12 protein-coding genes and 1 pseudogene are annotated in these 12,908 nt (G+C 70.9%); 5 read left to right on the top strand and 8 right to left on the bottom strand.

Annotation, left to right across the window (positions count from 1 at the left end; translation table 11 throughout):
• Positions 1-11: 11 nt before the first annotated feature.
• The 4 genes and pseudogenes from OJ997_RS31575 to coaD all read right to left on the bottom strand — a co-directional run bounded on the left by OJ997_RS31575 (position 12) and on the right by coaD (position 2,900).
• Entirely contained in the window at positions 12-1,094 is a 1,083-nt protein-coding gene (locus OJ997_RS31575; protein ID WP_270029357.1) for an ABC transporter permease, read from the bottom strand.
• 118 nt (positions 1,095-1,212) lie between these two features.
• Positions 1,213-1,905, bottom strand: a pseudogene (locus OJ997_RS31580) (ABC transporter ATP-binding protein); the annotation flags it as partial.
• A 16-nt stretch (positions 1,906-1,921) separates the two neighbouring features.
• A complete protein-coding gene (locus tag OJ997_RS31585; RefSeq protein ID WP_121257010.1) occupies positions 1,922-2,386 on the bottom strand; it encodes an ATPase in 465 nt (154 codons plus the stop codon).
• Between the two features lie 16 nt (positions 2,387-2,402).
• Positions 2,403-2,900, bottom strand: a complete 498-nt coding sequence (gene coaD, locus OJ997_RS31590; RefSeq protein WP_270029359.1) for a pantetheine-phosphate adenylyltransferase — start codon at positions 2,898-2,900, stop codon at positions 2,403-2,405.
• Between the two features lie 67 nt (positions 2,901-2,967).
• Here coaD and OJ997_RS31595 point away from each other — a divergent pair, with 67 nt between their 5' ends.
• Positions 2,968-3,612: an RraA family protein gene (locus OJ997_RS31595; protein WP_270029360.1), complete on the top strand. Its 645-nt coding sequence runs from the start codon at positions 2,968-2,970 to the stop codon at positions 3,610-3,612.
• A gap of 58 nt (positions 3,613-3,670) precedes the next feature.
• Here OJ997_RS31595 and OJ997_RS31600 read toward each other — a convergent pair whose 3' ends face one another.
• A complete protein-coding gene (locus OJ997_RS31600; protein WP_270029362.1) occupies positions 3,671-4,621 on the bottom strand; it encodes a hypothetical protein in 951 nt (316 codons plus the stop codon).
• Between the two features lie 69 nt (positions 4,622-4,690).
• On the opposite strand from OJ997_RS31600, the gene OJ997_RS31605 reads away from it, so the two are divergent.
• Positions 4,691-5,041, top strand: a complete 351-nt coding sequence (locus tag OJ997_RS31605) for a hypothetical protein (protein WP_270029363.1) — start codon at positions 4,691-4,693, stop codon at positions 5,039-5,041.
• On the opposite strand, the gene recG is transcribed toward OJ997_RS31605, so the two are convergent.
• Positions 5,038-7,131, bottom strand: a complete 2,094-nt coding sequence (recG, locus tag OJ997_RS31610) for an ATP-dependent DNA helicase RecG (protein WP_270029364.1) — start codon at positions 7,129-7,131, stop codon at positions 5,038-5,040. The two genes, OJ997_RS31605 and recG, sit on opposite strands and share 4 nt — an antisense overlap.
• A gap of 82 nt (positions 7,132-7,213) precedes the next feature.
• Here recG and OJ997_RS31615 point away from each other — a divergent pair, with 82 nt between their 5' ends.
• Positions 7,214-8,653 (top strand): amino acid permease, encoded by a 1,440-nt coding sequence (locus tag OJ997_RS31615; protein WP_270029365.1) that lies wholly within the window; start codon positions 7,214-7,216, stop codon positions 8,651-8,653.
• Positions 8,650-9,519, top strand: a complete 870-nt coding sequence (locus OJ997_RS31620) for a universal stress protein (protein WP_270029366.1) — start codon at positions 8,650-8,652, stop codon at positions 9,517-9,519. Before OJ997_RS31615 ends, OJ997_RS31620 begins: the two co-directional genes overlap by 4 nt.
• A 488-nt stretch (positions 9,520-10,007) precedes the next feature.
• Here OJ997_RS31620 and OJ997_RS31625 read toward each other — a convergent pair whose 3' ends face one another.
• Positions 10,008-11,636, bottom strand: coding sequence for a DAK2 domain-containing protein (locus OJ997_RS31625; protein WP_270029367.1), 1,629 nt, complete (start codon positions 11,634-11,636; stop codon positions 10,008-10,010).
• Positions 11,637-11,654: 18 nt separating this feature from the next.
• Entirely contained in the window at positions 11,655-11,843 is a 189-nt protein-coding gene (gene rpmB, locus OJ997_RS31630; protein WP_121257032.1) for a 50S ribosomal protein L28, read from the bottom strand.
• A gap of 47 nt (positions 11,844-11,890) precedes the next feature.
• Here rpmB and OJ997_RS31635 point away from each other — a divergent pair.
• Positions 11,891-12,908: serine/threonine-protein kinase (locus tag OJ997_RS31635; RefSeq protein WP_270029368.1), on the top strand; the 1,018-nt coding region annotated here is incomplete at its 3' end.

The raw sequence follows: 12,908 nt of genomic DNA on the forward strand, positions 1-12,908 counted from the left end.
CGCGCGCTGACCTATCGACGAGCGAGCCGGAACGCTTCCGACAACTTGACCGCCGAACCGGTCCGCAGCACCACGGCGGAGTAGATGCGCGCGGCGAGCGGGATCAGCAGCGCCGTCGAAGCGAGCATCACCGCCACCGAGGCGATCAGCTCCCACGCCGGGACCTCGCCCAGCATGAGCCGTCCCGGCATCGTGATCGGCGCCGTGAAGGGGATGAACGCGCACACGTGGGCGATCACGCCGTCCGGGTCCTCGTTGACCGCGAACCCGGCGAAGAACGAGACGAGGATCGCCATCGTCAAGGGTGTCGTGGAGCTCTGAAGCTCCTCCTGGCGCGGGACCATCGCGCCCGCGACGGCGTACAAGGCCGCGTAGAAGGCGTAGCCGAGCACGAACCACACGAGCGCGAGCGCGACTGCGGACAGCAGCGTGCCGTCGATGTCCAGCACGCCCGCCGCGCCCGCGACGGCCACGCCGATCACGGCGATCGCCAGCAGCTGCCCCAGGCCGAGCACCCCCAGGCCGAGCACCTTGCCGGCGAGCAGGTCCTTCGGGCGGATCGCGGCCAGCAGCACCTCGATCACGCGCGAGGCCTTCTCCTCCACCACGCCCGAGGCGACCATGAACCCATAGGCGATCAGCTGGCCGTAGAGCATCAGGATCGCGAAGAAGGCCAGGCCGGCCTTGGCGTCGCGTTCGGGGTCGACCGGCTCGACCGTCACTACCCGCAGCTCGGGCCGCTGGCTGGGCTCGAGCGACTGGTTGGCGGTCTGCAGCAGGCCGACGAGCGTGTCGTCGGGCTCCTCCTGGGACTTGATCTCCCCGCCCCGGAGCGTGACGTCCGCGCCAGAGTCGACGATCGAGACCTCGGCGTCGAAGTTCCCGGCCAGCTGGACCGCGCGCTCGGCGATCGGGCGGCTCTCGGCGTCGGTGGCGATCGTGTACTGCGTCGTCCCGCCCACGCCCAGCAGCGGCGGGATCACGACGACGAGGATGATGATCGCGAGCGTGATCCCGGTCGAGATCAGGAAGCTCTTCTCGCCGACGCGCTCCTTGATCTCGCGCCGCGCGACCAAGCGGACGTTGCGGTTCATGAGAGCGAGCCCCCTGGGCGAGTCCTCGGAGCGACGCGAGCCGTCAGGCGAGTGTCGCCGATCATTTGACCGCCTCCCGGAACAGGTCCGTGAGCGTCGGACGCTCGATCACTTCCTTGACGACCTTCTGGCCCGGCCCGCGCAGGTCCTCGACCGTGCCGGAGGCGACGAGCCGCCCGTCCTTGATGATCGCGACGGCCTCGCACAGGCGCTCGACGAGGTCCAGCTGGTGGGAGGAGAAGACGACCGGCACGCCGGTGCGCGCGTAGTCGAGCAGGACGCCGCTCAGCACGTCCACGCCGACGGGGTCCAGGCCGGAGAACGGCTCGTCGAGCACGAGCAGCTCGGGCTCGTGGACGAGCGCGGCGGCGAGCTGGACGCGCTGCTGGTTGCCGAGCGAGAGCTGCTCGACGCGATCTTCGGCGCGTTCGGTCAGCCCGAGGCGCTCGATCCAGCGGGTCGCGGCGCCGTCCGGGTCCTCGACACCGTGCAACGCCGCCATGTAGCTGAGCTGGCGGTGCACGCGCATCTTCGGGTACAGCCCGCGCTCCTCCGGCATGTAGCCGAAGCGGCTGCGCACGCCGAAGCTCAGCGGCGCACCGTTCCAGCGCACCTCACCGGCGTCGGGCGCGAGCACGCCCATGATGATCCGCATCGTCGTCGTCTTGCCGGCCCCGTTGGGACCGACGAAGCCGAACATCTGGCCCGGCTCGACCGAGAACGACACGCCGTCGAGCGCGACCCGGTCGCCGAAGCGCCGGGTCAGACCCGCCAATTCGAGGCCGGATGATCGGGGTGGGGCGGAGGGGATGTGCCCGCTTCGAATTTCAGGAGACTTCGGCGGGCTCGTCGCGGCCCTGGAGCCGCTCACGGCCGCGCTGCACGGCCGCGATGAACTTGGAGAGGTTGACCTCGAGCGTGTTGAGGATCTCGTCGGCGTAGTCCTCCGCGCCGAGCCGGATCTCCCGCTCACGAGCGCGCGCGTCCTCGATGATGTCCTCCGCGGCGCGTTCCGCCTGGCGGGTGACTTCCTGCTGGGACACGAGCTGCTCCTGGCGCTCGCGCGCCTCCTTCACGATCCGCTCGGCCTCGCGCTTGGCCTCGGCGAGCATCTCCTGGCGCTCCTTGACGATCCAGCGCGCCTGCTTGATCTCCTCGGGGATCGTGGCGCGCATCTGGTCGAGGATGTCGTAGATCTCCTCTTTGTCCACGCGGACGGTGTCCGTCAGCGGGACCGCCTTCGCGTTGTGGACGAGGTCGTCCAGCTTGTCGATCAGTACCAGGACGTCCATTTGGCTCCCCGTTTCGCTACCGCCCCAGCGCTTCCTGCAAGCGGCGGGCGACCTCTTCCGGTACGAGTCCGGAAACGTCGCCTCCGAAAGTGGCGATCTCCTTGACTCCGCTAGATGACAGGAAACTGTACTGGGGTGAGGCCATCAGGTAGATGGATTCCACATCGGAGGCCAGCGAGCGGTTCAGCTGGTTCATCTCCAACTCGTATTCGAAGTCGCTGATCGCGCGCAGGCCTTTGACGATCGCCTTTGCTCCCTGCTCACGGGCGAAATCCACCACGAGCTTGTCGAACGGGACCGCGCGGACGTTCCCCAGGTGCGCGGTGGCGCGCTCGATGAACCCGATCCGCTCCTCCGCGGTGAACACCGACTTGCTCTTGCGCACGGAAGCATTCACGACGGCGATGATCAGCTCGTCGAACATCACCGAGGCGCGCGAGATGATGTCCAGGTGCCCGTTGGTGACCGGGTCATAGGAGCCAGGGCAGATCGCGATGCGCGGGTCAGGGGCCATAGATGCGCAGTGATCGTATTGCGCGCCGCGGCGTGACGGCGTGCAGAGCACCAATACCCTCCTCGCCATGGATGCCCTCGCCCGGTTGCCCGTCAGCACGCTCTGCGACGTCGACAAGTCCCTCCCGGTCGTCGATCCCGCGATCCGACCGCTCACCGCGAACGTGCGGATCTGCGGCCCCGCGTACACCGTCGTCGCCGCGGGCGAGTTCCTGTCGGTGCTGTGGGCGATCGGCGAGGCCGCGCCCGGCGACGTGCTCGTCGTGCAGGCCGGCGGCGCGCCGTTGGCGGCCCTGGGCGAGCTGCTCGCCAACGAGGCTTTGCGCCGCCGGCTGGGCGGGATCGTCGTCGACGGCTACGTGCGCGACCGCACCGGGCTCCCGCCCGAGCTGCCCCTGTGGGCGCGCGGAACGGTGCCGGTGGCGGGCCGCAGCGACGTGCCGCCGCGGGTGGGCGGGCCGATCCTGTTCGGCGGCCTGCGCGTGAACCCCGGCGAGATCGTGATCTCCGACGCCGACGGGATCGTCATCGCCCCGCGCGAGCAGCTCGAGGCGTGCGTCCCGCGCGCCCAGCAGATCGAGGCGCTCGAGGCCGAGGTGCTCGCCGCCACCCGCCGCGGCGAGTCGCTGATCGACATGACCAACCTGCGCGAGCACGTCGCGAAGCTCCAGGCCGGCGAGGAGTCCTCGCTGGCGATCACCCCGCCGGCCTGAACATAAAGGGGTCAGACCCCTTCACGCGACATCTGTCGCGTAAAGGGGACAGTCCCCTTTAGAAACGCGGGGAGAAGCGGTTCGCGGCCGGAACCGGGAACGGGAAGCCGAGGTTGACGGCCTCACCCCGGACCTGGTTCTCGGCCTGGCAGTCCTCGGTGCAGGCCGTGGCGGGCGGAGCGACCTCGGTCGCGTCCTCGCCGAACACGCCGCCCATGCGGCCGCCGGAGGCGACGTCCCAGACGCTCACGCCGCCGCAGTGGTCGACGTTCTGGACGCCGCCGGGACGGCGCGGGGCGGGAATCGCGGTGAGGCAGGTGCCGGGCGCGACGCGGGTGGCGACCTGCGGGCTGTCACGGCCGACGAACTTCGGGGCGACGGTGGAGCCGATGTTCACGCGGGCGCTCACGGTCGCGGTGGTGTCCTTGTAGGGCAGCACGTCGCCTTCGCGGGCGCGGAAGTTCGGGTTGTCGTAGTAGAAGGCGTCGGCGCCGAGCGTGTGCGTGATGCGCGTGGCGGTGCCGTCGGCGCGCTCGGGCTCCATCTGGAAGAGGCCGCCGTTGGCGCAGTTCTTGGCCTGGAGCTTCATCGAGAGGCCCGCGCCGGTGCGGCTGATCTCCAGGCCGTCGTCCTTGAGGCGCACGTCCATGCTCGAGGTGAGCGTCAGGCCGCGGTGGTCGGGGACCTTGCCGGCGTAGGCGACGATCCGGCGGCCGCCGGTGATGTCCAGCGGGTTCGCCGCGCCGGTGAACGCGTAGTCGTAGACCGCGAACGTCCTGGGGTCCACGTCGAAGGTGATGAACTTGCCGCGCACGAGCAGCTTGGCCGTGTTCAGGCGCGACGCGGCGACCGTGCCGCGGAAGCCCTCGCGGATCGTCGACCCGTCGCCGAGCGTGATCGAGAAGCCGCCGTCCTTGTCGCAGCCCTTGGAGGAGGCGGCGGACGCGGTGTTCGGGGCGAGCAGGGCGGCGGCGATGAGCGCGCCGCCGATGAGTGTCTTAGGGACCATGCGCCGGGGACACGAGCGCGTCACGGAACGTCACGCGGCTGCGACGATGGTCCCATCGTCGTTCGGACCTTGCTCAGGCTCACCCTTGCCGTGCTCGCCGTCGGGTTCGCGTTCGTGGCCTACGCGCTGCTCGCGCGGTTCGTCCTGCACGGGCCGGTCGACCAGCGCTCGCTGGAGGTGTCGGTCCACCGGGTGGCCGCCTTCGGCATGCTGCCCGAGGCCGCCGCGTGCGAGCGAGCCGAGGGCGTCTGGCACTGCATGGCCTACGACGACTCCGGCGGTGGCGCGAGCTACGAGGTCAAGCTGCGCCCTGGCAGCTCATGCTGGGACGGGCGGAGGTTGCAGAACGCCTCTTACGAGGTCGACCCGCCGCGCGAGCTCAGCGGCTGCGTGCGTCGCTGGCAGTGGTCGATCCTCTAGGCGGGGATCGGCTCGAGCGCGTCCGCCCCGTAGGCGCGCATGATCGCGTCCTCGATCAGCGTGTGCTCGGGCTCGCGCAGCTCGGGGTCTGAGTCGGAGATCTCGCGGGCGTGCCGACGCGCCCGTTCGAGCAGCTCGAGGTCCTCGGGCAGGCGGGCGAACTTGAACGCCTGCATGCCCGACTGACGCACGCCGAGCATCTCCCCCTCCCCGCGCAGCTCGAGGTCGATCTCGGCCAGGCGGAAGCCGTCGGAGTGCTGGGCCATGGCCTGCAGGCGCCGTGACTCCTTGGGCCCGAACAGCAGGCACACCGAGTCGAACTTCCCGCGCCCGATCCGGCCGCGCAGCTGGTGGAGCTGGCTCAGGCCGTAGCGCTCGGAGTCCTCGACGAGCATCACGGTCGCGTTGGGCACGTCGATGCCGACCTCGATCACGGTCGTCGCGACGAGCACGTCCGCGCCGCCGCCCGCGAACTCCTTCATCGCCTCCTGCTTCTCCCGCGGGCGCATCTGGCCGTGCATCAGCACGACGCGGTAGTCCTTGAGCTCGCCGCCGCGCAGGCGCTCGAACTCGGCCGTGGCGGCGCGGGCCTGCAGCGCCTCGGACTCCTCGACCAGCGGGCAGACCACGAACGCCTGGCGGCCCTTGTCGAGCTCCTCGCGGATGCGCTCATAGGCGCGGGCCCGCTCGTTGTCGGTGGAGGCGACGTAGGTGTCGATCGGCTTGCGGCCCGCGGGCAGCTCGTGCAGGGTCGTGACGTCCAGGTCGCCGTAGGCGGTGAGCGCGAGCGTGCGCGGGATCGGCGTGGCCGTCATGTGCAGGATGTGCGGCGCGCGGCCGGGCGGCGCCTTGCGGTCCAGCTTGCGGCGCTGGTTGACGCCGAAGCGGTGCTGCTCGTCGACGACCGCCACGAGCAGCCGGTCGAACTCGACCGCGTCCTCGATCAGCGCGTGCGTGCCGACCAGGATCTTCAGCTCGCCGCTGCCGAGCTTGCCGAGCAGGTCGGTCCGGCGGCTCTGCGGCGTCGATCCGGTCAGCAGCGCGGCCTGGACGAGCTCGCCGGGCATGAGCTTCTGGAGCGTCGCGAAGTGCTGCTCGGCGAGCGTCTCGGTCGGCGCCATCAGCGCTGCCTGGCCGCCCGACTCCACCGCGCGCAGCATCGCGTAGAGCGCGACGACGGTCTTGCCAGAGCCGACCTCACCCATCAGCAGCCGCTGCATCGGGCGATCGGTGGCGACGTCCTCGTCGATCGTCGTCATCGCGATCTTCTGGTCGCCGGTCGGCGTGAACGGGAGCGAGTCACGCAGCCAGCGCTCCGTGAGGTCGGACGGCGGCGTCAGCGTCTCGGCCCGCGCGCCCTCCCGCCGGCGCGCGCGACGACGCAGCAGCGCGATCTGCAGCAGCAGGAACTCGTCGAACGCGAGCCTTCTCCGACCGCCCTCCTGGTCGCCGAAGTGCGCGGCGTCGGTTGCCGCCCAACGGTCCGGCAGCCGCTCCAGCGCGCGGATGCGGGCGGGCAGCGGGTCCAGCACGTTGCGCATCTCGGCCCGGTGCTCATGCACCATCGCCGCGATCTGCACCGACGAGAGCCCTTCCGACGTCGGGTAGGTGGCCATGTCCTCGCCCGTGGACACGAGCTCGCCCGTCTCCGCGTGCTCGTTGACGCGGAAGCCGCGCTGGCCCTGGTACTTGCCGGTGAGCAGCAACCGCGTGCCGGGGCGGTAGCGGCGCTCCAGCCACGGCTGGTTGAAGAACGTGACGCCCATCGTGCCCGTCTCGTCCGAGACGCGGGCGGCGACGAGCGGCTTCATGCCGCGGCGCCGCACCTGACGGCTGGTGATCGTCAGCACCTCGACGACGACGGTCGCGGTCTCCCCCTCGACCAGGTCGCCGATCGTGCGTGCGGCGCGACGGTCGCGCGGGATGTGGTCCAGCAGCGCCGCGATGTTCGTCAGCCCGAGCTTCGCCCCCGCCTTCTCGGCCTTCTCGCCCGGCAGCTCGAGCTCGCGATCGAGCCGGCCGGGGCGCGGGATGCGCGGACGGCCGCCCTCGGGGAGCGGGTCGGAGCTGGCGAATGCGGTCGGTGGCACGACTGAAGAGTCTGACCGGCGGGCATGACGCATCGCCGACGGGTCGTTTAAGGTCCGTTTAGGCGACCGTCAGGGGGACGGCATGGGGGCAAGTCGCAGGTCGAGCGGGCTGTTCGCGGTCAAGGACCACGAACGGCTGGTCGCCGACACGAAAGCCAGCGAGGAGGGCGGGCTCAAACGCGCGGTGGGCGCGCTGGACCTGACCGCGCTCGGCGTCGGCGCGGTGATCGGCACCGGCATCTTCGTGATCATCGGCGAAGGCATCGGCATGGCCGGGCCGTCGGTGGTCCTGTCGTTCATCCTGGCCGCCGTCACGTGCGTGTTCTCCGCGCTCTGCTACGCGGAGCTGGCGTCCTCGATCCCGGTCTCCGGGTCCGCGTACACCTACGCCTACGCGACGCTCGGGGAGCTCGTCGCGTGGATCATCGGCTGGGACCTGATCCTCGAGTACGGCGTGTCGGTCGCGGGCGTGGCGGTCGCCTGGGGCGGGAACCTGAACGCGTTCCTGGACAGCACGTTCGGGTTCGCGCTCCCGGAGGCGATCGCGAACCCGCCCGAGGAGGGCGGCAAGTTCAACCTCCCGGCCGTCGCGATCGTCGCCGCGGTCGCGTTCCTGCTCGTCCGCGGCGTGCGCGAGACCGCGAAGGCGAACTTCATCATGGTCTTCATCAAGCTCGCGATCCTCGCGTTCTTCATCATCGTCGCGTTCGCGACCGCGTTCAGCACCGACAACCTGTCGCCGTTCGCGCCGAGTGGCTTCGACGGGATGGTGAACGCCGCCGCGCTGATCTTCTTCGCCTACATCGGCTTCGACGCCGTGTCGACGGGCGCGGAAGAGGCGCGCGAGCCCAAACGCGACCTGCCGATCGCGATCATCGGCTCGCTCGCGCTCTGCACGGTCGTCTACATCCTCGTGTCGATCGCGGCCGTCGGCTCGCTGCCCGCCGACCAGCTCAAGGGCTCCGAGGCGCCGCTGGCCAAGGTGCTGGACGAAGGCGCCGGGATCACGTGGGCCGCCTCGCTGCTCGCGTTCGGGGCGCTGATCGCGATCACGAGCGTGATGATCACGATCCTCTACGGCCAGACGCGCATCCTGTTCGCGATGGCGCGTGACGGCCTGATGCCGCGCGGGATCGCCCGCGTGAGCCCGCGCACCGGCACGCCGGCGCGGCTCACGATCGGCCTCGCCTTCTTCATCGGCGCACTCGCGGCCTTCGTGCCTTTGAAGGAGATCACCGAGTTGGTCAACATCGGCACGCTGTTCGCGTTCCTGCTCGTGAACATCGGCGTCGTCGTCCTGCGCGTCACGCACCCGGACATGGAGCGGCCGTTCAAGGTGCCGCTCGCGAACCTGCCGGTGCCGCTCTTCCCGATCATCGGCTCGATCCTGATCGTCTACCTGATGACGCGACTGCCGGGCACGACCTGGTGGCGCTTCGGCATCTGGCTCGCCCTCGGGTTCGCGATCTACTTCTTCTACGGCCGCAACCACTCCCTGCTGCAGCGAGCGAAGCGATCATGACCCTCGTCGTCGGCCACGACGGCTCGGACTCGGGCGACGACGCCGCCACCCTGGGCGCTTCGCTCAGCGCCTCGACGGACGAGGACCTCGTCGTCGTCAGCGTCTTCCCCGAGGAGAACCCGATCGGGATCGGGCGCGTCGACGCCGAGTGGGTCGGCTACATGCGCCAGCAGGCCGAGGAGATGAGCGGGTGCGCGCGGCGGTTCCTCGAGGGGCGCGGCGTCGCGGCGACGTACCGCGTCGTGGGCTCATCCTCCGCCGCACACGGGCTCGACGACATCGCGTCCGAGACCGGCGCCTCGATGATCGTCGTCGGCTCCTCGCGGCGCGGCGCACGACGGCGGATCTCCCCCGGCTCGACCGGCGAGCGGCTGCTGCACGGCGCGGTCTGCCCGATCGCGGTCGCGCCCCGCGGGCTGCGCGAGAAGCCGGCGGACACCGCGGTGCGCCGGATCGGCGTGGCCTTCGTCGACGTGCCCGAGGCGCACGAGGCCCTGCGCGTGGCGGCGGCGCTGGTCGAGCAGACGGGCGCGTCGCTGACGCTCTACACCGTCGTGGCGCCGCGGGCGGAGATCTTCGCGCCGGTCACGGGCCGGGACGCGGAGGAGGCGTTCCTCGGCGCGGTCCGCGAGGCCGCGCGGGAAGCGCTGGACGCCGCGGTGGCCGGGTTGGGCTTCGAGGCCGCGGACGAGCTGCTCGAGGGCGACGTGGTCGACGAGCTCGCGGCGTTGGACGACCGGGAGTGCGACCTGCTGGTCTGCGGGTCGCGTGGCTACGGACCGGTGCGGCGCGTGCTGCTCGGCGGGGTCGCGTCGAAGTTGGTGCGGCGGGCGGCGTGTCCGGTCGTGGTGGTGCCACGCGCGTGACGGCGAGCACACCGTCGGGCGTCGCGTCAAGCAATTCATGCTCGGGAGGTTTCGCGTTTGCGCGGCCGCTCCAGGAATTGCTTGACCCGCCGCGGCCGGTGCGCTGATGGGCAGGTGAGGAGGGTTCCCCTCACTGTGGAACGCTGTGCGTTCCCTCGGAGACATGGCTAGGGCCGAATTCGCAGGGGTGTGTCCCGAAACCTTCCTGTGAGGACGGTTTCGGGACACACCCCCACTCGATCACGTCCTGGGACGGGGGTGTGCCCGGAAAAGTCCGCGGGGCGGGAGTTTCCGGGCACACCCCCTCGTCCAACCTGCGCGGCTGGTCCTTCGTGATCGATCCGAGGTGAACGCATGTGCGTTCGCACAGTGAGGGGAACCCTCCTCACCTGCCCACATCACGCCCGCCGCGTCGGGTCAAGCGGGCTCGCCGCGAAGCGCGAGTTTGCTTGACGCGGCGCCCGCGGGTGTGATCAGCCGTTGCCGTTCTACTCGGCCGACACGAGCCACCACCAGGCCGGCTGTCCACCCACGGACAGCTCGAACTCGGCGGTGTCGGGGGCCAGAGCCGCGACGGCTTCTGAGCCCAGGGGCGCGTTGTGCCCCTCGATGACGGTCAGGAGCTCGGCCTCACGGCCCAGCTCGCCCAGGACGACCTCGAGGGTCTCCTGCGGCTCGCCCCAGGCCACGAGCTCCTCGTCGATGAAGCCGACGGAGTCTCCGCGGCGGAAGCGGCCCTGGGTGTCGTCGCGGGCGGCCTCGGTGACGCCGCCGGTGCGGACGTGGCGCAGGGTCTCCTCCATCGCGCCCGCGTTGTGGCGGGAGTCGGCGTCGGCGTCCAGCGCGACCGCGGCGGCGAGGCCGGCGGCCATCGAACGGGTCGGGACGACGCGGACGGCCTTCTCGGAGAGCTCCGCGGCGCGCTCGGCGGCCATGCGGACGTTCGGGGAGTTCGGGAGGACCACGACCTCCTCGGCCGGGACCTCGTGGATGCCGGCGAGCAGCTCGTAGGTCGACGGGTTCAGCGTCGGGCCGCCGTCCAGGACGTGCGCGCCCATGCCCTCGAACAGCACGCGCATGCCGGCGCCGCTGACGACGGCGAGGATGCCGCACTTGGCGATCGCTTCACCCACGCGGGCGGTGCGCTGCTCGACCTGCTCGTGCATGTCGGCCACGTCCAGGCGCGAGACCTCGCCGACGCCGGTGAACAGCGCGGTGGCCGTCTCGGGCTCGTCGGTGTGGACGTGGATCTTGAGCGTCGCCGAGTCTCCGACCACGAGCACGGAATCCCCGAGCGACTCGAGGCGCGCGATCCACGGGCCGGGCTCCAGGTTGTCGCCCGTGACCGCGAAGTTCGTGCAGTACCGGTACGTCGAGGAGTTGTGCTGCGGGTGCGTGATCCGGGCGGGCGCGTGATGCTCGAGCGGCGGCGGCTCGTTGCCGCGCAGCGCCGCGATCACGCCCGCGAAGATGATCGTCAGGCCGTAGCCGCCGGCGTCGACCACGCCGGACTCGCGCAGGATCGGCAGCAGCTCGGGGCCGCGCTTGACGGACGCCTCGCCGGCGTCCAGCGCGTGCTCGAGCACGTAGGCCAGCATCTCGTTCTGCGTCGCGTCGTCGACGCGGTGCTGCAGACGCGGCTCGGCCATGTGCGCGATCTCGCTCGACGCGCGCGCCGCCATCTCGCGCACGACCGTGAGAATCGTGCCCTCGGCGGGATCTCGCACCGAGCTGTACGCGCGATCGGCCGCACGGGCCATCGCCGCGGCGACAAGCACGGGGTCCACGAGCTCGCCGGGCCGGGAGATGAGCTCCTCGGCGGCGCCGCGGATGAGCTGGCTCAGGATGACCCCGGAGTTTCCGCGCGCGCCGAGGAGCGCCGCGCGAGCGACGGAATCCACGATCTGATCACGGCCGATCTCGTCGATCTCCCCTTGGGTGGAGAGATTGTCGAGCTCAGCGAGCACGGCGCGGAGGGTCAGAGCCATGTTGTCCCCCGTGTCGCCATCGGCGACCGGGAAGACATTCAGGTCATTGACCTCTTCGCGACGGGATTCGAGGTGCGCGAGAGCAGCCTCGATGACGAAGCGGAAGCGGAGAAGGCTGGCGTCGGCCACGACGTGCGCGGCCGTCCGTTAGGCCTTCGTGACCTTGCCCGCTTTGAGGCAGCGCGTGCACACGTAGACGCGCTTCGGGGCGCCGCTCTCAACGATCCGGACCTTCTGAACGTTGATGTCGAAACGCCGCTTGGTCGCGACCATGGAGTGCGAGCGGGACTGGCCGAAAGCCGGGCGCTTGCCGCAGGAGTGACAGATACGAGCCATTGGAGCGCAAGAGTATAGGAGGGCGAGCGACGGGTACCGTGTGTGCGATGCCCCCGGTCTCACCGGATCGCATCTCCCTGCCGGATCGATACCGCGTGATCCGGCATCTCGCCAACGGTGGCATGGCGAGTGTCTGGGAGGCGCACGACGAGCTCTTGGACCGCGCTGTAGCGGTGAAGCTCCTAGCTTCGCACCTCGGCGAGGACGACCGCGCGCGCCGTCGTTTCCAGCGCGAGGCACGCGCCGCCGCGGGCCTCTCCTCGCACCCGAATGTCGTCACGATCTACGACGTCGGCGAGCACCAGCGGCGCGTGTTCATGGTCATGGAGATCATGCGCGGCGGCACGATCGGGGACGCGGTCAAGTCCGGTCGCGAGCTCCCGCTCAAGCTCAAGCTCCGCTGGCTGCGCGAGGCGGGCGCCGCGCTCGACACCGCGCACGCCCAGGGCGTCGTGCACCGCGACATCAAGCCCGGCAACCTGCTGCTCGACGAGCACGACCGTCTCGGCGTCGCCGACTTCGGCATCGCCCGCGTCGCCTGGGAGGACCAGCTGACCGCGACCGGCCAGGTCCTCGGCACCGCCGCCTACCTCTCCCCCGAGCAGGCGCTCGGCGAGGCCGCGCAGCCCGCGTCGGACCGCTACGCGCTGGCCGTGGTCGCCTACGAGCTGCTCACGGGCGCACGTCCCTTCGACGCCGATCACTTCGCCGCCCAGGCCCGCGCCCACGTCGAGGACCCGGTGCCGCCGGCCTCGACGCGCGCCCCCGAGCTGTCGCGAGCGGTTGACGCCGTGTTGGAACGCGGACTGGCCAAGGACCCCGACGACCGCTGGGGAAGCGCCGCCGAGCTCGTCCAGCAGTTGGACCGCACCCTCGACGAGGACGCGCCGCCGACGCGCAAGCTCGGCCGCCGCACCAAGCGCGCGGCCCCGGTGCCTGTGCCGACGCCCGAGCCGGACACGGCCGAGCAGGAGGCGCCACGCCACCGCGCGCCCGTCGCGGGCGACGGCCGGCGCGAGCCGTGGGGCGGCAGCGAGCGGGGCCGCGGCGAAGTCGGAGGCCAAG

The organism is Solirubrobacter phytolaccae, from assembly GCF_027587195.1.
Lineage (GTDB): Bacteria > Actinomycetota > Thermoleophilia > Solirubrobacterales > Solirubrobacteraceae > Solirubrobacter > Solirubrobacter phytolaccae.